This is a genomic window from Ruegeria sp. CH6 (assembly GCF_056537005.1).
The window spans coordinates 172,914-190,526 of sequence record NZ_JBQFQS010000004.1 but is presented as its reverse complement, the minus strand read 5'-3'; the positions used below and the strand labels follow the sequence as shown (position 1 = coordinate 190,526).

15 protein-coding genes are annotated in these 17,613 nt (G+C 55.8%); 6 read left to right on the top strand and 9 right to left on the bottom strand.

Features of this window, described 5'->3' with window-relative positions; genetic code table 11:
- Positions 1-220: 220 nt before the first annotated feature.
- From ACR0CW_RS11745 to ACR0CW_RS11715, 7 genes are all read right to left on the bottom strand, one after another.
- Positions 221-1,657 (bottom strand): mannose-1-phosphate guanylyltransferase/mannose-6-phosphate isomerase, encoded by a 1,437-nt coding sequence (locus ACR0CW_RS11745; RefSeq protein ID WP_480788053.1) that lies wholly within the window; start codon positions 1,655-1,657, stop codon positions 221-223.
- Between the two features lie 71 nt (positions 1,658-1,728).
- The gene (gene galU, locus ACR0CW_RS11740) at positions 1,729-2,622 is read right to left on the bottom strand and encodes a UTP--glucose-1-phosphate uridylyltransferase GalU (protein ID WP_155148408.1); all 894 of its coding nucleotides are present in this window, start codon (positions 2,620-2,622) and stop codon (positions 1,729-1,731) included.
- A 304-nt stretch (positions 2,623-2,926) separates the two neighbouring features.
- Positions 2,927-4,732, bottom strand: coding sequence for an ABC transporter ATP-binding protein (locus tag ACR0CW_RS11735; protein ID WP_480787922.1), 1,806 nt, complete (start codon positions 4,730-4,732; stop codon positions 2,927-2,929).
- Between the two features lies 1 nt (position 4,733).
- Complete coding sequence (locus ACR0CW_RS11730) at positions 4,734-5,663, bottom strand: ABC transporter permease subunit (RefSeq protein ID WP_155148404.1); 930 nt, start codon at positions 5,661-5,663, stop codon at positions 4,734-4,736.
- A gap of 10 nt (positions 5,664-5,673) precedes the next feature.
- Entirely contained in the window at positions 5,674-6,597 is a 924-nt protein-coding gene (oppB, locus tag ACR0CW_RS11725; RefSeq protein WP_155148402.1) for an oligopeptide ABC transporter permease OppB, read from the bottom strand.
- Positions 6,598-6,661: 64 nt separating this feature from the next.
- Positions 6,662-8,290, bottom strand: a complete 1,629-nt coding sequence (locus tag ACR0CW_RS11720; protein WP_480787921.1) for a peptide ABC transporter substrate-binding protein — start codon at positions 8,288-8,290, stop codon at positions 6,662-6,664.
- Between the two features lie 465 nt (positions 8,291-8,755).
- A complete protein-coding gene (locus ACR0CW_RS11715; protein WP_480787920.1) occupies positions 8,756-9,991 on the bottom strand; it encodes a lytic murein transglycosylase in 1,236 nt (411 codons plus the stop codon).
- A gap of 221 nt (positions 9,992-10,212) precedes the next feature.
- Between ACR0CW_RS11715 and ACR0CW_RS11710 the strand changes: the two genes are divergently transcribed.
- From ACR0CW_RS11710 to ACR0CW_RS11685, 6 genes are read left to right on the top strand one after another with little or no spacing between them, the layout of a single operon-like run.
- Positions 10,213-11,127, top strand: coding sequence for a cytochrome ubiquinol oxidase subunit II (locus ACR0CW_RS11710; protein ID WP_480787919.1), 915 nt, complete (start codon positions 10,213-10,215; stop codon positions 11,125-11,127).
- On the top strand, positions 11,124-13,214 hold the full coding sequence (locus tag ACR0CW_RS11705) for a cbb3-type cytochrome c oxidase subunit I (protein WP_480787918.1): 2,091 nt from the start codon (positions 11,124-11,126) through the stop codon (positions 13,212-13,214). Before ACR0CW_RS11710 ends, ACR0CW_RS11705 begins: the two co-directional genes overlap by 4 nt.
- Entirely contained in the window at positions 13,211-13,843 is a 633-nt protein-coding gene (locus ACR0CW_RS11700; RefSeq protein ID WP_480787917.1) for a cytochrome c oxidase subunit 3, read from the top strand. Before ACR0CW_RS11705 ends, ACR0CW_RS11700 begins: the two co-directional genes overlap by 4 nt.
- Positions 13,836-14,162: a cytochrome o ubiquinol oxidase subunit IV gene (locus tag ACR0CW_RS11695; protein WP_209016293.1), complete on the top strand. Its 327-nt coding sequence runs from the start codon at positions 13,836-13,838 to the stop codon at positions 14,160-14,162. The genes ACR0CW_RS11700 and ACR0CW_RS11695 overlap by 8 nt, the downstream gene beginning before the upstream one ends.
- A gap of 32 nt (positions 14,163-14,194) precedes the next feature.
- Positions 14,195-15,181, top strand: a complete 987-nt coding sequence (locus tag ACR0CW_RS11690) for an HlyD family secretion protein (RefSeq protein WP_480787916.1) — start codon at positions 14,195-14,197, stop codon at positions 15,179-15,181.
- Between the two features lie 2 nt (positions 15,182-15,183).
- Positions 15,184-16,707, top strand: coding sequence for a DHA2 family efflux MFS transporter permease subunit (locus ACR0CW_RS11685; protein WP_480787915.1), 1,524 nt, complete (start codon positions 15,184-15,186; stop codon positions 16,705-16,707).
- On the opposite strand, the gene ACR0CW_RS11680 is transcribed toward ACR0CW_RS11685, so the two are convergent.
- Together ACR0CW_RS11680 and ACR0CW_RS11675 are read right to left on the bottom strand one after the other, a co-directional pair.
- Entirely contained in the window at positions 16,704-17,066 is a 363-nt protein-coding gene (locus tag ACR0CW_RS11680) for a fluoride efflux transporter FluC (protein WP_480787914.1), read from the bottom strand. The genes ACR0CW_RS11685 and ACR0CW_RS11680 overlap by 4 nt on opposite strands.
- Positions 17,063-17,431 (bottom strand): fluoride efflux transporter FluC, encoded by a 369-nt coding sequence (locus ACR0CW_RS11675; protein WP_480787913.1) that lies wholly within the window; start codon positions 17,429-17,431, stop codon positions 17,063-17,065. The genes ACR0CW_RS11680 and ACR0CW_RS11675 overlap by 4 nt, the downstream gene beginning before the upstream one ends.
- Between the last annotated feature and the right edge of the window lie 182 nt (positions 17,432-17,613).

Sequence of the window (17,613 nt, the reverse complement as noted above, 5' to 3'; positions counted from 1 at the left end):
GTCGTTGCCCGCCAACCTGCCCTGAAGGGTGTGAAACCCGTCTGACTGGCCCGGATGCCGTGATAATTTTCTGGTAACTTAGGATTTCCGAAATGGAAACAAATCATAGAAAGGCCCGGTGTTGTGGAAGGGTGTGTCGCCACTCCTCAAAAAGTGATTCTATCCGTTTGGTATTGTGCGATGCAGCTCTACTGCATCGGCGCAGCGACCACGCAGGCCGCTATTTCCGCGCGTAGAAATCTTCGTACCGGATAATGTCATCCTCACCCAGATAAGCTCCGGTCTGCACCTCAATAAGCACCATCGGAACTTTACCGGGATTTTCCAGTCGATGCTTGGCCCCGAGCGGGATGTAGACCGACTGGTTTTCACTCACGAGCTGCTCCGCAGCGTCGATCGTGACCTTTGCGGTTCCTTTCACCACGATCCAGTGTTCAGAACGGTGATGGTGTGATTGCAGGCTCAGCGCGGCGCCGGGATGAACGTGAATGCGTTTGACCTGAAAACGATCATCAACGACCAGGCTTTCAAACCAACCCCATGGGCGGTGATCGACCGGCAGAAACTCGGCCTGTTTCGCACCCTTCGCCTTTAGTGCTGTAACCGCCCGTTTGACATCTTGCGCACGATCCATACTGGCCACCAGAACTGCATCGGGCATCGCGACGGTTATCAGGTTCTCAACACCCATTGCCACCACGGTCTGAGCAGGGGATTCTGAACGAACCAACACATTTTGACAGTCGATTGTTGTGACATCGCCGGTTTGGGCGACACCATCAACATCTGGGTAGCTGAGTTCCTGAACAGCAGACCAACTACCAACATCCGACCACCCTGCGGCATAGGGGACGACGCTCAGGTTGTCGGCCTTTTCCATCACCGCATAGTCGATCGAAATGCCCTCAACCTGTTCCCAGGATGTCGCATCCAACCGCAGAAAACCCAAATCCGTCTGAGCCTGATCAACAGCTTGTCGAACCGGTACAACCAACGCAGAAGCATGTTCTTTGAAAGCGGCAATGATATCGCGCACGGCAAACAGGAATATGCCCGAGTTCCACATATAGCTTCCATCCGCCAGCATGGCTTTGGCGCTATCCAGATCGGGTTTCTCGACGAACCGGTCCAGAGGCACAGCTGAGCCCGATGTGTCCGGTACGCTGCCGAGTTTTAGATAGCCATAGCCGGTTTCAGGACGATCTGGTGTGATTCCGAATGTAATCAGGTCGCCGCGTTCTTCGATGGTTATCAAACCTTCGGCTACAGCTGCATGGAAAGCCGCTTTATCGGGCACCACGTGATCGGATGGGGCTACCAGCATCACAGCATCGGGGTCTTGATCAGACAAATACAGTGCAGCCGCCAGAACAGCCGGTGCGGTATTGCGACCTTCGGGCTCGATCAGGATCGGCCCCGGATCAATGCCAATCGCAGATAGTTGTTCCGGAACGACAAAACGAAATGCTTCGTTGGTCAGCATCAGTGGCTTGGCATATGGCGCAGTTGCCGGGCCGCGCATCCGTTCGGCGCAATCCTGCAGCAAACTTGTCTCGCCAAGCAGTGGAACGAACTGCTTGGGATAGCTTTTACGCGACAGGGGCCATAAGCGCGTGCCCGACCCTCCGCACAGGATGACAGGACAGACAGTTTTCATGAATTGCATGCCTTAGGACTGCTCATCACAATCGGTATCGTCAAAATGCAGTCAGAGGAAAGAGCACCCGATTATTGTGCCGCCCGCTCCGTTGCAACGATGTCATGCAGATACTGATTCAAGTCCGCGCGCAGATCATCACGGGCAAGCGCAAACGCTACGGTTGCCTGCAAAAACCCGGCTTTTGAACCACAGTCGAATCGTTCGCCTTCAAACTGATATCCAAAGACGGGAACACCGTTTCCGATATCCGCCGCAATCGCGTCAGTCAGCTGGATCTCCCCGCCGCTGCCCTTTTTCTTTTGGTTCAGATTGTAAAGAACGGACGGGCCAAGAATATACCGACCGATCACAGCAAGGTTCGAAGGCGCTTCTTCGGGCTTGGGTTTTTCAACCATACCTCTCGCGCGAACGACCGTGCCCATGTTTTCGCCCACATCCAAAACACCGTATGAGCTGGTTTTTTCCGCTGGCACTTCCATTGCGGCGACCATATTGCCACCGGTTTCTTCGTAGGCTTCGACCATTTGCTGCAGGCAGGGCTTGTCTGCAGCGATCACGTCGTCAGGCAGCATGACGGCAAAGGGCTCATCCCCGATAAGACGGCGTGCGCACCAGACGGCATGTCCCAGACCCAAGGCCTTGTGTTGGCGGATATAGGCGATAGCGCCGCTTTCCATGTTGGTCGCATTCAGCGTTTCCAGCAGGTCATCTTTGCCCTTAGCCTTCAGCTCCTGCTCAAGGACCAGATTGTGGTCAAAATAGTCTTCCAGAGCTGATTTTCCGCGCGACGTCACAAAGATGAATTCGGTGATGCCGGCCGCCCGCGCCTCGTCAATAGCGTATTGAACCAGTGGGCGATCAACGAGAGTCATGATCTCTTTCGGGACGGATTTTGTCGCTGGCAGGAAGCGGGTGCCGAGCCCTGCAACAGGAAAAATCGCCTTGGTGACCTTGCGTGTCATGTTACCTCTCAAATTCAATTCTTCGCCCGGTGGTCCGGGGCTTCCTCTTAGGCCGAGAAACCAGATCAATCAATATTGCCCGGTTGACTGGGCATAGACCCCGCAAAAGGTGCCAGCTTGTCGGTGCGGAGTCAAAATCAGGTATCGTTGTTCTCAGCCCTATATTGGTACTTTGGCAGCTTTTGGGCCTGTCTGGCACGGTTGAGCTTGATAGGCGAGATTGTGCCTGTGAAATCACATAAAGTTCAGATTGGCCAGCAACAAAAAAAGCCCCGAAGCTGGTTCGCAACTTCGGGGCTTTTTCTCAAGTGTTTGCCATAATGGCTTCCAGCGTGTCGTGCTCTGCCACAAAGTGATCGGTCGCGACTTCGCTGAGTTTTGGAACATAGTCCGTCTGGCCACTGTTCAGCCTGCTGGGCAGGAAGCGCAGCGCAGCCTTGGGGTCCATGGGCGATGGCAACTCGCCCGGCAGCTTGAGCCGCTGGCGGCTGCGTTCCACATCCGGATCCGGGATAGGCACCGCTGAGATCAGCGATTTGGTGTATGGGTGGATCGGCTCGGAACAGATCACCTCACCATCCCCCAATTCGACGATCCGACCGAGATACAGAACCATGATCCGGTTCGATACCGCGCGAACCACAGACAAGTCGTGGCTGATGAAAATCATCGACAGGCCGAATTCCTTTTGCAGTTCGCGCAAAAGCTCCACGATCTGAGCCTGAATGGAGACGTCCAGCGCCGAAACCGCCTCGTCACAAATGATCAGCTTGGGTTTGTTGATCATCGCACGTGCAATGCCGACCCGCTGGTTCTGCCCGCCGGACAGCTCATGCGGGTAACGGTTGATCATGTTAGCCTTGAGACCGACCCGTTCCATCATTTCGGCGACCATGTCCTTGCGTTCACGCTCGGTCAGGTCAGGGCGATAGGTCTTCAGCGGTTCGGCAATCGAGGCCGAGATGGTCATACGCGGATCAAGGCTGGCCAACGGATCCTGAAACACGATCTGCAGATCCTTACGGTACTTGTTCAGTTCGGCGCGTTTCAGTCCGACGATGGGATGACCCAACCAGCTGACATTGCCCGCACTGGGCTCGATCAGTTGCAGGACAGCCCGGGCCAGTGTGGACTTGCCGCAACCGGATTCGCCCACAACACCCAGCGTTTCGCCTTTGCGGATGTCGAAGCTGACACCATCAACGGCTTTCAGGGGCACTTTGCGACCAAACAATCCGCCTGAGACGTGGATAGGAAAGTGAACCTTGACGTCATCGACTTTGAGCAGTGGCTCTTCGACTTTGTCCAGCGCTTTGGGGGCGTCACCCGCATCTATCCGCGGCATCGCATCAAGCAGAGTCCGCGTGTACTCGTGCTGGGGCGCGCGGAAGATCTCGCGCGTATCACCGGCTTCGACGAATTGACCCAGTCGCATGACCTGAATGCGGTCACACATACGTGCGACGACACCCATGTCATGGGTGATCAGAGCAATCGCGGTTCCCTCGTCCTTTTGCAGGCGCACCATCAGATCCAGAATGTCCGCCTGTACGGTTACATCCAAAGCTGTCGTTGGTTCGTCAGCAATCAGCAGCTTTGGGTTACACAGCATCGACATCGCGATCATGACCCGCTGGCGCATACCGCCCGACAGCTCATGGGGATACTGATCCAGACGCCGCTTGGCTTCTGGGATGCGCACGCGATCCAGCCATTCCAGGCAACGAGCCCGCGCCGCCGAGCCTTGCAGCCCTTCGTGAACCTGCAGCACTTCGCGCATCTGCTGACCGATCCGCAGATGCGGGGTCAGTGCCGTCAGCGGATCCTGAAAGATCATGCCGACATCGTCGCCACGGATCTGGTTCAGTTTGTTGACCGGCAGGTTCAGGATTTCCTGCCCGTTCAGCATGGCAGATCCCGAGGCCTTGCCAGCCGGAGGCAGCAATCCCATCGCGGCCATGAAGGTTTGGCTTTTGCCAGACCCGCTTTCGCCCACGATGCCCAGACATTCACCCGGGTTGATATCAAAGCTGATGCCTTTGACAGCCTCGACCACACCATCGGGTGTGTCGAACTGGACGCTCAGGTCTTTTACGGAAAACAGACTCATATCAGCGATCCTTCGGGTCCAGAGCGTCGCGCAGGCCATCTCCGATGAAGAACATCGTGATGATAATTGCGACGTAGAATGTGAGCGGGAACATCAACTGCCACAGGGTGCCATAACCCATCGTTCCGGCCCCTTCGGCGATCAGACGACCCAACGAAGTGTAAGGTTCCGAAATCCCCAATCCGAGGAACGAAATGAAACTCTCGGTCAGGATCATCTCGGGCACTAGGAGCGAGGCATAAACGATCACCACCCCCAGAAGGTTGGGCAGGATGTGGCGATACATGATGGTGAACTCGCTGACACCAGCGGCTCGGGCGGCTTCGATGAACTCGCGGTTTTTCAGGGTCAGGGTCTGTCCCCTAACGATCCGCGCCATGGTCAGCCAGCCGACCGCACCAAGTGCAATGAACAGCATGAAGAATGACCGCCCTGCAACCACCAGCAAAAGGATGATGACCAGTGTCGCCGGAATGGCCAGCAGGATGTCGACAAATCGCATCATGGCGCCGTCGGTGCGGCCCCCGATGTATCCTGCAGTGATCCCGTAACAGGTTCCAACGATCAGAGCTGTCGCAGCGCCGATCAAGCCCACCAACAGCGATGTGGTCGTCGCCTGAATGACCCGGCTATAGAGGTCACGCCCAAGATCATCGACACCAAAGTAGTGTCCTGTTTCAATGGACGGCATCCCCATGCCGCGTACGTCACCCATGACGTTCCAGTCGATTTCCTCGTTGTTCCACACGGCAAAGTAGGGCCCGATAATCGTGAACAACACGATGAGACCCAGAATGAAGACGCTCGCCATTGCGGCCTTGTTGCGGACGAAACGCATACGCGCGTCCTGCCAGAGTGATCGCCCCTGAATGACCGTGTAATCGGTGATTTCTTCGGCCAGATGGGCGGCTTTTTGTGATTTTCCAAGCATTGCCAGCCCCTCAATAACGGATTTTCGGATCGAACCAGGCATAGGCCAGGTCGGTCAGAAGGTTCACGAAAACGGTAAGAACGCCGTAGAGGATCGTAACCCCCAGCAGCACGGCATAATCGCGAGACAGAGCAGATCCCACATAGGCCTGTCCCAATCCGCCGGTCGAGAAGTAGATGTCCACAAAGACCGAGCCGGTCAGAACGTAGACAAAGACCGGACCCAGATAGGATACGACTGGCAGCAAGGTTGGCTTCAGTGCATGGCGCCAGATCACAGTTCTTGTCGGCAGACCTTTTGCGCGGGCGGTGCGGATGAAGTTCGAGTTCAGAACTTCCAGCATCGACGATCGCGTGATCCGGGCGATTGATCCCATGTAGGACGTCGCCAGCGCGATCACGGGCATAATCAGATAGGGCCATTGACCGCCATTCCAGCCACCGCCTGGCAGCCATCCCAGCCACAGGGTAAATGTCAGGATCAGGATCGGACCCATGATGAAGTTCGGCAGTGCCTGCGCAGCGATGCCCAGACCAACGGCAAAATAGTCGATCCAGCTATTGTGCTTGATGGCAGCAGCAATCCCAAGGCTGACACCGACAAAAGTAGCAACAAGAAACGACAGCGAACCATAGGTCAGCGAGATCGGGAAACCCTGTGCGATAATGTCATTTACGTCGCGGTCCTTAAACTTGAAGGACGGGCCGAAATCGAAATGCACGACAATGTTGTAGAGGTAATCCCAGAGCTGCTTCCAAAGCGGCTGGTCCAACCCGTACCGCGCCTCGATATTGGCCAGAACCGCCGGCGGCAGTGGCCGTTCCGAGGTGAAGGGTCCACCTGGCGCGAAGTGCATTAGAAAGAAACTGGCAACGATCAGCAAAAGGATCGTTGGAACGGCGATCAGCAATCGCCGGATGATATAGGCAAGCATTCCATGCCCCCATTATTGGCTTTGCCCCGGATAGGGTTCCGGGGCAAAGCACGATTTAGGATGATTATTCGGCGATCTTGTAGAGGTTCTTGGAATACCAGTTCTGCTCTACGTTATTGATCGGCCAGTTCCCCAGGTCGCTATCCATCATGTAGACGCCAGCATAGTGATAGATCGGAATGACAGGGGTTTCTTGCGCGATGATACGCTCGACTTCAGTGTACAGAGGTGCTGCATCATCTGCTGTCTTTGCTTCGGCCAGCAGCTCATCAACGCGGGCATTGTTGTACTTGCCGTCGTTGTAGCCGGAATCCGACTGCAGCAGATCGAGGAAGGTGGATGCTTCGTTATAGTCGCCACACCATGCGCCACGTGCCAGATCGAAGTTCTGGTTGCCGCGCTCTTCCAGGAAGATCTTCCACTCCATGTTGGCGAGCTCGACGTTGGCACCCAGCTTCTGTTTCCACATCTGGCTCAGCGCCACGGCGACTTTCTTGTGCGCCTCTGAGGTGTTGTAGACCATCGAGAAGGTCAGTGGGTTGTCAGGACCGTAGCCCGCCGCAGTCAGCAGTTCTTTGGCCAGTTCGTCACGCTCGGCTTGCGACATCGACGCCATTTCCACCTCCGGAACGTCAAAGCCTGCTGTCGCTTCGGGTGCGAAAGTGTAGGCCTGCGGCTGACCGCCAGCCATGATGTTCTCGGTGATGATCTTACGGTCAACGGCCAGGGACAGGGCCTGACGCACGTTCGGGTCCTTGAACGCCTCGGGACCACCTTCGGACAGGTTGAACGTATAGTAATAGTTGCACAGACGTGGATAGCTGATCGCTTCGTCAGGATATTCTTTGCTCAGACGCGGGAACTGACCTGCGGGAACATCGGTACGGTCCAGTTCACCTGCCAGATAGCGGGTCAGGGCAACGTTCTCATCATTGATGACCAGGGCAACGACTTTGTCGAGGATGGTGTTCTCGTTATCCCAGTACATTTCGTTGCGCTCACGAACCGAACGCTCCTGCGGCAGGTGCTCGGTCAGAACATAAGCGCCATTCGATACGATGTTACCGGGTTTGGTCCAGGCATCTCCGAATTCCTCGATCACCTTCTGCGGGGCCGGGAATGTGGTCGAATGTGTGGTCATCTGCGGGAAGTAGGGCAGGGGTGCGCTCAGTCTCACTTCCAGCGTTTGATCGTCGATTGCTTTGACGCCCAGTTCGTCAACCGGCTTTTCACCGGCAATGATTGCTGCCGCATTTTCAATCGACATCAGTTCCATGAACCACGCGTAAGGAGAAGACAGCGCGGGATCTACGGCACGTTTCCAAGCATAAACAAAATCGCCTGCGGTTACCGGATCACCATTTGACCATTTGGCATTATCGCGCAGGGTAAAGGTGTAGATGTCTTTGGTATCGTTGACGGTAAAGTCTGTCGCTACCCCGGGAACGAGGTTGCCGTTTTCGTCCTGGTTCATCAGACCTTCGAACAGGTCACGGACAATATCGGCGCCATCGGTATCTTCGACAACCTGCGGATCGACCGAGCTGTGTTCATCAAGAACGCGATAGATAAAGGTCTGGTCGTCGGCCAGCGGCTCACCGGTTTCCGGATGGGTGCCTGCAGCAAAGGCGGCACCTGCGATCATGGTCGAGGACAGCAGCCCCGCCAGCGAGTTTCGAATGTATTTATTCATGTTGTTGCTCCCATTTGTCGGCGCCAGAATTGCACTCTGAAAAGGGGGTGGCATCCGGCAGCCTGATTTGTCCGACGTCCGCTGGGACTCAGTTCAATTCGATTTTGGTTTTGCCAATTCGCAAGGAACACTGCGTCGCAGCTTTCTTGATTGCAGTCGGTGAGGTGGTTGCGAAAGTCGACTTTCACTGCTGCAGAACGTGGCATTATTTGGGCAGGGGATAAAGGCTTGGTCAGTCATTTGAGCAACCAAAGGTAGAAAGAAACCCAAAGCCGGGGGGTGCTCGAAATTTTCTGAGGCGGGGCAGTGTCATCGTGATATTTTTGTGAAGGCCCTAGTCTTTTGCAGGGAAAACCTAAGTCCAGAACGTTTGTTTTCTGAGGCTCCAAAGCCCAAAATCAACCGAATCGCTGGTCGGTTTTACGACTCGCTACTGTGCGCTGGAGTGCATCGAAGATGAGTGTTTCAGGGCTTGAGTTGTGACTTCATACGGCTTTCAGGAAAGCACGTGGGTGCCTGACCGGTCGCCTCTTGCCACCTGCCGATCGAACGTCGGGTTTTAAAACCGGGAAGCCCGTCAGCACCGCCCACATCATGCCCCTGCTGCTCAAGTGCACGTTGCATGCTGGCGACATCAGATCGGTACAATCCACCGACTTTACCCCAGCCACTGCTGAAGTTGCCCATCCCATACTGAATGCGGTCCCCAACATGGCCCACGAACAAAGCATAGAGGTCGCTCATATTGTAGTCTTTGAGAACGTAGAAATTAGGCGTGACGATAAAGGCAGGGCCATTTCGCCCGGCGGGCATCATGAGATATCCTTCTCCGGACAGTTCATGAGATGGAAACGGTTTGCCCGAGGTTCGCGCAATACCCATCGCCGCCCAGTCCCGAATTGGCCGCCCCTGATCCGGGCCTTCCAACGTACAGGACACAGATAAAGGTACTGATACCTCGAAGCCCCAGTCGCGGCCTGCGACCCAACCGTGCCGGGCCAGATAATTGCCGATCGATGCGAGCGTATCATCGGTCGACCCCCAGATGTCCGCGCGTCCGTCGCCATTGCCATCTGCAGCAAAGTTTAGAAAACTCGATGGCATGAACTGTGGCTGCCCCAATGCACCGGCCCAGCTGCTTTTCATGGCCCTGCCTGAAACATGTCCCGCTTCTGCGATTTGCAGCGCGGCGATCAGCTCATCGGTAAAATAATCTGATCGGGTACTCATGAAGCCCTTGGTGCCAAGGACCTGGAATGCATCATGACGGATTGCGACCTGCCCATAACCGCTTTCACGTCCCCAAACGGCCAGAATGATACGTCCCGGAACTCCGGTTTGTGCCTCGATGCGGGCTAAAGTCGCCGCATGACGTGCAGCCATTTTGCGGCCAACCGATGTTGCACCCTGAACTGACCCGGCATTGAAGTATTTTCCCGGTGATCCGAACTCGGCCTGCCGCTGTTTTTTGGGTGTGCTGGCTTTGGTGCCCGGTGGCACCAGATCGGGAAGATCCCAGTTCAGCGTGACGCCAGCAAAGGCCTGGTTCATGGTTTGACGAGAAACGCCTTTGGCACGGGCTTTAGGCCAGACCTCTTGTTGCAGCCAGTTCTGAAACTGTTGTTCAACCGCCGCCCGATTTTGTGCGGCAACATTGGTTCCAAACAAGGTCAGGCTAAGGAGCAAAAGAAATATACGCATCATGAACCGGTCTCGCCTGCCTTAAGAGTCAAGTCAACAGGCTGGTTGTTCGATCAAGCCAGCGGTTGAATGCCCGGTGGCCCTGACAATCACCGGTTTGGAAAAAACCTTGAGAAATTTCATGACTTTGCCGATAGTTGGACGGAATCGAGGGCATGAAAGGACGGGTGGGCGTGAGCATTTTCAGGTTGTCCCTTGCGTCAGTGCCAATACTGGCGGCAATGGCAGTTTTGTTTGCTTCGGCGCAGGTGGCCGGAGCGAGTGACAGTTTCATGGATCCACAGGGTCCAATCGCAGCGGTCCAGAAAACGCATCTGTTGCGGGCAACGGGCTTGATCCTGATCGCTGTTATTCCCGTTCTGCTGCTCGTCCCGCTCATTGCCCTGCGATACCGTCGCCGAAAGGGTGGCACCGCGGCCTACCGGCCCGATTGGGATTTCTCGGCAAAGCTCGAGTTCTTGATGTGGGGTGTTCCGGTCGTGATCGTCGCCATTCTTTCCTTCTATTTGTGGAAAGCGACACATCGGCTGGACCCATATGCTGCGCCCTTCGGCGATGAACCGGCTTTGAGAGTGCAGGTCGTGGGCCTGGATTGGAAATGGTTGTTCATCTATCCCGATCTCGGCATCGCCAGCGTGGGTGAGCTTGGCATACCGGTCAAACAACAGGTGGCGATGACACTGACGACCGATACCGTGATGCAATCCTTCATGATTCCCGCTCTGGCAGGCCAGATCTATGCCATGCCGGGTATGACAACCCAGCTGCATGTGGTGGCAGATCAGCCCGAAACGATGCAGGGTGAGAACACGCAATACAACGGCCGCGGCTTTACCAAGCAAAAGTTCCAGACAGTCGCGATGCAGCCGGATGAGTTCGATGCCTGGGTCGAGAAGGTACGCGGCAATGGCATTCTTCTGGATCCGACGACCTATCAGACCCTAGCCATGCGCACGGATCGGGATGAGGTTCAGGCCGCGCTGGGAACCACGCAGATGCCAGAGAATGCTCTGTACTTCAAATTGGACGACGGCGATCTGTTCCACACGATCCTGCACCGATACCATAGCGGCAAGGCATTGCCGCTGGATCAGCAACCCGGCACCACCGAATTTGGTCAGGAGGCGAGCCAATGACATCCACCGATAGCGGTTTCTTTGGTCGTCTGAACTGGGACGCATTCCCGATTGCGGGGCTTATCCAGAACCCCAATACGAATGAAATCGTCGCCAATGCTGCTGCTGGCATAGTGATCGTTGGCGTTTTGGCCGTTTTGGGTCTGCTGACATGGTTCCGACTTTGGGGACCGCTCTGGCGAGACTGGCTAACCAGCGCCGATCACAAGAAGATCGGTATCATGTACATCGTGTTTGCAATCGTGATGCTGGCACGTGGTGTGCTTGAGGGCGTGGTCATGCGCGCGCAGCAAGCGGCGGGTCCGGGTGACGGGTTCCTCGAGGCCGAGCATTTTGCCGAATTGTTCAGCACCCACGGCACGATCATGATCTTCTTTGTCGCGGTGCCTTTTGTGTTCGGTGTGGCAAACTTTCTGGTGCCGTTGATGATCGGGGCGCGGGATGTCGCCTTTCCGGTGATGAACCAGATCAGTCTGGGTCTGACAGTCTCTGCTGGCATGATGCTTATGGTATCTCTGGTTGTGGGCGAGTTCTCGACCGGTGGCTGGACAGCCTATCCGCCCTATACGGGTGCAGCCTTCAATCCGGGCGTCGGGCCGGACTACTGGATCTGGGCCATTGTCGTCTCGGGTATCGGCACGACGCTGACGGGCATCAACTTTGCGGTCACGATTTACAAGCTACGCGCGCCGGGGATGAAGTTCATGCGGCTGCCGATGTATTGCTGGACAATCATCTGCAGCTCGATCTTGATCATTTTCGCCATGCCGCCGCTTGGGGTTGCCGCGCTGCTGCTGGCGGCTGACCGCTATCTGGATTTCCACTTCTTCACCAACGACCTTGGCGGCAACATGATGAACTATGCCAACCTGTTCTGGCTGTTCGGCCATCCCGAGGTCTATCTGCTGGTGCTGCCCGCGTATGGTATCTATTCCGAGGTCTTCGCCACGTTCTCGGCGAAACGGCTTTACGGGTACAACTCACTGGTCATAGCCACCATGTCCATTGCGGTGCTGTCATTTACTGTCTGGCTGCATCACTTTTTCACCATGGGCCAAAGCGCTCTGATCAACGCAGTATTCGGTATTGCTACGATGTTGATCGCAATTCCGACAGGTGTGAAGGTGTATGACTGGATGGCGACGCTATGGCGTGGACGCATCCGGTTCTCGGTTCCGATGCTGTATGGTCTGGCCTTCCTGATGCTGTTTGTCATCGGAGGGCTGAGCGGCGTGATCCTGGCCAACCCGACCGTTGATTATCAGGTTCACAACACCCTGTTTTTGGTCGCGCATTTCCATAACGTGCTGCTGCCGGGTGTGTTGTTCGGTCTGTTGGCGGGATACAACTATTGGTTCCCCAAGGCTTTCGGTTTCCGCCTGAACGAGTTCTGGGGCAGGGTGACCGTGGTGCTTTGGACTGTCGGCTTCATGCTGACTTTCCTACCACTGTACTTTGTCGGCCTGATGGGTATGCCGCGCCGTTCCTACAGCTGGGAAGACCCCAGTTTCCATCCCTATATGATCGTCGCCGTTCTTGGTGCGCTGGTTATCCTCGCCGCACTATTGTCGGTATTGGTGCAGCTTTGGGTCAGTATCCGCGACCGCGAAAAGACCCGTGTGCCAGTGGGCGATCCTTGGGATGCACGGACGCTGGAATGGTCGATCCCGGCACCGCCGCCTCCGTATAACTTCGCCATCATTCCCAATGTCACTGATCGCGACAACTTTGCCGCAGCAAAGGAGCGCGGTGACGCCTATCCAACGCCAGACGAATACGAAGACATCGTGATGCCGCGCAATACATCGATCGGTTTCATACTGTGTGTTGTCAGTGGGATCTGGATGTTCGCCCTGGTCTGGTGGATCTGGTGGCTTGCCGCCTTGATGACCGTGCTGATCATTCTGTCGATCATCGTGTGGAGCTTTGATACAGACACAGAAGAGGTCATCACGGCAGAACAAGTGCGCAAAGAACACGAAGCCTGGCTGGCTATCGTCCACAGTGCGGCCGCAGTGGACCGTGATCATGAGACCGCTCCTGAAAACCGCGGACTGGCCCGTCCTGATCTGGAGGCCGTGACATGAGACGAGCGCCATCCCATAGCTATCCCGGTCTGAACCTGGGCGAAAATCATGCCAGCGCCCACAAGTCGAGTGAGGTTGTTACCTTCGGCTTCTGGGTCTTCTTGATGAGCGATCTGGTCTATTTCGGCCTGATGTTCGCGATCTACATTACGATGATAGACGCGCAGGCGGGCGGGCCGGGGCCGCATGAACTGTTCGATCTGAAAAGCATCTTCGCCCAGACGCTGATCCTTCTGACCAGCAGCCTGACGGTCGGGCTTGCCATGCTGGCGCTGAAATACAATCTGCCGCGCGCCCGGATCGTGCTGTGGTTTGGGGTAACCCTTGTTCTTGGGATCAGCTTTCTGGTGCTGGAAGTCCGCGATTTCATGGCGATGGCTGAACAGGGGGGAATACCGCAGCGCAGCGGTTTTCTATCCGCATTTTATGGTCTGGTTCCCCTGCACGGGCTGCATGTCGCTGCGGGCTGTCTCTGGCTGATTGTACTTGGCATTCAGCTCAGGGTCATGGGCATGACGGACCTCGTGATTTCGCGCGTGATGCGACTGGCGCTGTTCTGGCACTTCCTAGATCTGATCTGGATTGGCATCATTACCATCGTCTATTTCGGAGGGCTGACCTATGGATAAGCGTACCGAGATGCACCGCCGTGAACGCCGTCGTTATGTCATCGGTTATGGCGGTTCTTTGCTGCTGACACTGGCCGTGTTTGCGATTGCCTACTACTTCGGCATCGAAACCAAAGGGGTATACCTGACTATTGGATTGCTGGGCCTCGCGCAGCTAATCGTCCAGCTTGTGTATTTCCTGCACATCGACCGGCGTCGCAGCAGTCGCGAAGATCTCGACCTCGTCCTGTTCTCGACAATGGTATTGCTGATCATCATTCTTGGCACAGTCTGGATATTGGGCAACCTGGCCATTCGGATGCACATGCACGTTATGTGATCGATCGCGCAAAAGATAAAGGATACAGGCGCATGAAATCTCTCAAAGCTGTAGCGGTTGTCGCCATGCTTGTTGCCATCGCGATTGGCCTTTTCCTGTTTTGGAGGCATGAAGAGAGATATCCATCAACCAAGGATGCCTATGTCGGCGCCAACATAATCAATGTTGCCGCGCAGGTGACCGGGCAGGTCGCCGAGGTGTCAGTGGTCGAAAACCAAAAGGTCAAAACTGGGGACCTTTTGTTCACCATCGACGAAACGCAATTCCGTGCATCTGTCGATCAGGCCAAAGCCGATCTGGACAGCGCCGAACAACAGGCAAAATCCTTTGCGACACAGCTTCCATCGGCAGAAGCCGAAGTTGATAGCGCGCAATCGGCATTTGATACTGCGCAGAACAATCTGGAACGCGCCAAAGCGCTGTTCTCGACAGGAGATATTGCACAGGCCTCTCTGGACCAGACCACCTCGGCCTTTGCGCAGGCATCAGCGCGCCTTACCACAAGCAAGTCCAGCCTGCTGGCACTGGAGAGCGGTCTGGCTGCCAAGCAGGATGACATTCTGTCGTCGCAGGCCCAGTTGGAGATTGCACAAGCCGATCTGGCTTGGACCAAGATCTATGCCGCAGCCGATGGCTGGGTTGCCAATCTGACCTTGCGTCCCGGATCGTCGGTATCGGCTAACTCGCCGCAGTTTTCCATCGTCGAGTCATCTGATTGGTGGGTCGATGCAAATTTCAAGGAAACATCCCTGCCGCGTATTCGCCCCGGTCAGCCTGTGAAGATCGAGATCGATATGCTTCCCGGCATACAGCTGACAGGCACGGTGGCCTCGATCGGACGCGGGTCGGGTGATACGTTCTCGCTTCTGCCATCCGAGAATTCCAGCGGCAATTGGGTCAAGGTCACCCGGCGTTTCCCGGTCAGGGTCGAGCTAGATCCGACGGATGCACCGCTGCGCGTCGGTGGCAGCAGCAAAGTGACCGTCGACACCACTGTGACACCCAAGGCATCGCAATGACAATGGCAGGTTCCGCAGCTGGCCGGGTCAACCCGGTCATTGTGGTCGCCGTTGTACTCAGTGCCATGCTCGAGGTGCTGGACAGCACCATCGTCAATGTTGCGCTGCCCCATATTCAGGCTGCTTTCGGAGCAACCACCGATCAGGCGACGTGGATCCTAACCAGTTATATCGTTTCGGCAGTCGTGATCATGCCGCTCACCGGGTTCGTGGCCCGGCGCGTTGGGCGGCGGCGATTGATCCTGACTGCGGTAACAGGATTTGCGACAATGTCCGTGATGTGCGGTCTGTCGTGGAGCCTTGAGACCATCGTGGTATTCCGTCTGGCTCAGGGCATGTTTGGCGCCTTTCTGATCCCGCTGTCGCAATCCATTCTGTTCGATGCGTTTCCGCGCGAAAAACGTGGTCAGGCGATGGCGGTTTTCGGTCTTGGCGTCGTTGTTGCGCCGGTCCTTGGCCCGACGGTGGGTGCTATTTTGACCGAATATTTCTCGTGGCGCATGGTGTTCTTCGTCAATCTACCCGTTGCGGCGATGGCGCTGTTGTTGCTGGCCGGTGAGTTGCCCGATGATGAAACCGAAGATGTAAAAATCGACTGGGCGGGTCTGGCCATGCTCGCTATTGGCATCGGCTGTCTGCAATTCGTGCTCGATCAGGGTGAGACCAAGGACTGGTTGTCGTCTCGGGTCATTCAGGTGGCCGTTATCGCTTCGCTTCTCGGAACGCTTGGGTTCATTATCCATGCCGTGACGAAAAAGGGTGCGATTGTTGATCTGCGCCTGTTTGCGGATCGCAACTTTGCCCTGTCCAATCTGATCATTGCCGGTTTTGCTGTGTCCCTGTTCGGTGGCATCGCGATCCTGCCGACCTTTGTTCAGAGCCTGCTGGACTATCCCGTTATCGAATCCGGGCATCTGTTCATTCCGCGCGGTATCGCAGCTGGGGCTTCGATGGTTGTCACGGGTTCAGTTTTAGTAACCCGCTTTGATCCCCGCGTGCTGGCAGGTTTGGGCCTTTTGCTGACGGCAATCGGAAACTTCATGCTGGGTATGCTCAATCTGAACGCGGGATTCTGGCAATTGGCATGGCCCGGTGCGGTCAGTGGCCTGGGCATGGGGCTGGTCTTTGTTCCCCTGTCGATCCTCGCTTTTGAAAGCATCAGCCAACGTCGACAGGACGAGGCGTCGGGATTGTTCAATGTAACACGTCAACTTGGTTCTTCGGTTGGCATTGCGCTGGTCGGAACCTGGGTCGTGCGCGGATTACAGACGAACACGGCCAACCTCAGCCAGAATGTGACGCCCTACAACCAGGCAGCACAGGCCTATCTGGAGCCGCTTGGTTTGACGCCGGACAGTGCTCAGGGCGCGGCCATTCTGGGTCAGGAAATATCGCGTCAGGCTGAGCTGATCTCATATCTGACAGTATTCAATAATCTGGGTTTGTTGGCGCTGGCGACGATACCGCTGTTGTTCTTTTGCAAGGCGCCAAAGCCGGGCACACAAGCCACTGTTCACGCGCATTAACGCATCAGGAACAGGCCTAGCCACAGGGCAATCCAACACATCGCAAGACTGAGAAGAATGTTGCCTGCGGCCATCGCAATGGTGCGTTCTCGGTGTAATTGAAGCGATTGATAAGCGAAGCTGGAGAATGTCGTGAACCCGCCACAAAAGCCAAAGACAAGACGCTTTTGCTCTTCACCCATTTCGACCGGTCCACCGAGATAACCGATCCAAACCCCAAGCAGCAGACTGCCAAGGACATTCACGATGAGGGTGGAAAAGGGTAGGTCATGAGTCACTCGAAGCGCGATCCAGTGTCGCAAAGCCGCTCCCAGCCCGCCGCCGAGGCCAAACATTGTATGCAGAAACAGATCGTTCATTCGGGTGGCCGTTCGGAATGAGATGAACGGCCAATGGCTTCACCAAGCATGGCGGCAGCAATACCCACAATGATCTCAGCCGCCAGCGCGATGATCACGGTCCAGCCATTGGTTTCTGCAATACGCTCAAGCTCAGCTACAAACGATGAAAAGGTGGACAGCCCACCACAAAACCCCACTGCACCCAGATGCAAGACATGTGCATGAACTTTGTGCCGGATCGCATAAAGCCATCCCAGAATGAAACAGGCCACAATGTTGATGCCGAAAGTGGAGGTCAGAAACGGGGCGCCGGGGATTTCGAGAGAGAACGCTTCGCGCAACAACGAACCTGCTGCGCCGCCCACAAAAACGGACGTATACATCAAGGCGCGTTCCCTGAATGCAGTTGCCGTTTTTGCCACTGATGAAAACCTTGCTCAGCCTCAAGTTGCCTTTGGCATACCGTCTGCCTGAACCCGGATCAACCGCTCTGGGTCAGGATCGACCAGCTGACGAGCGTTCACGAATCCGCTTGCTATGGTCGTAACCGGTTCAAACTCTTGCA

Bases quoted from the DNA above. Each gene is read 5' to 3' on its own strand.
- oppB (WP_155148402.1), bottom strand. From the start codon at position 6,597: ATGCTTGCCTATATCATCCGGCGATTGCTGATCGCCGTTCCAACGATC.
- galU (WP_155148408.1), bottom strand. From the start codon at position 2,622: ATGACACGCAAGGTCACCAAGGCGATTTTTCCTGTTGCAGGGCTCGGC.
- ACR0CW_RS11685 (WP_480787915.1), top strand. From the start codon at position 15,184: ATGGCAGGTTCCGCAGCTGGCCGGGTCAACCCGGTCATTGTGGTCGCC.
- ACR0CW_RS11745 (WP_480788053.1), bottom strand. From the start codon at position 1,657: ATGAAAACTGTCTGTCCTGTCATCCTGTGCGGAGGGTCGGGCACGCGC.
- ACR0CW_RS11700 (WP_480787917.1), top strand. From the start codon at position 13,211: ATGAGACGAGCGCCATCCCATAGCTATCCCGGTCTGAACCTGGGCGAA.
- ACR0CW_RS11690 (WP_480787916.1), top strand. From the start codon at position 14,195: ATGAAATCTCTCAAAGCTGTAGCGGTTGTCGCCATGCTTGTTGCCATC.
- ACR0CW_RS11680 (WP_480787914.1), bottom strand. From the start codon at position 17,066: ATGAACGATCTGTTTCTGCATACAATGTTTGGCCTCGGCGGCGGGCTG.
- ACR0CW_RS11735 (WP_480787922.1), bottom strand. From the start codon at position 4,732: ATGAGTCTGTTTTCCGTAAAAGACCTGAGCGTCCAGTTCGACACACCC.
- ACR0CW_RS11695 (WP_209016293.1), top strand. From the start codon at position 13,836: ATGGATAAGCGTACCGAGATGCACCGCCGTGAACGCCGTCGTTATGTC.
- ACR0CW_RS11720 (WP_480787921.1), bottom strand. From the start codon at position 8,290: ATGAATAAATACATTCGAAACTCGCTGGCGGGGCTGCTGTCCTCGACC.
- ACR0CW_RS11730 (WP_155148404.1), bottom strand. From the start codon at position 5,663: ATGCTTGGAAAATCACAAAAAGCCGCCCATCTGGCCGAAGAAATCACC.
- ACR0CW_RS11675 (WP_480787913.1), bottom strand. From the start codon at position 17,431: ATGTATACGTCCGTTTTTGTGGGCGGCGCAGCAGGTTCGTTGTTGCGC.
- ACR0CW_RS11705 (WP_480787918.1), top strand. From the start codon at position 11,124: ATGACATCCACCGATAGCGGTTTCTTTGGTCGTCTGAACTGGGACGCA.
- ACR0CW_RS11715 (WP_480787920.1), bottom strand. From the start codon at position 9,991: ATGCGTATATTTCTTTTGCTCCTTAGCCTGACCTTGTTTGGAACCAAT.
- ACR0CW_RS11710 (WP_480787919.1), top strand. From the start codon at position 10,213: ATGGCAGTTTTGTTTGCTTCGGCGCAGGTGGCCGGAGCGAGTGACAGT.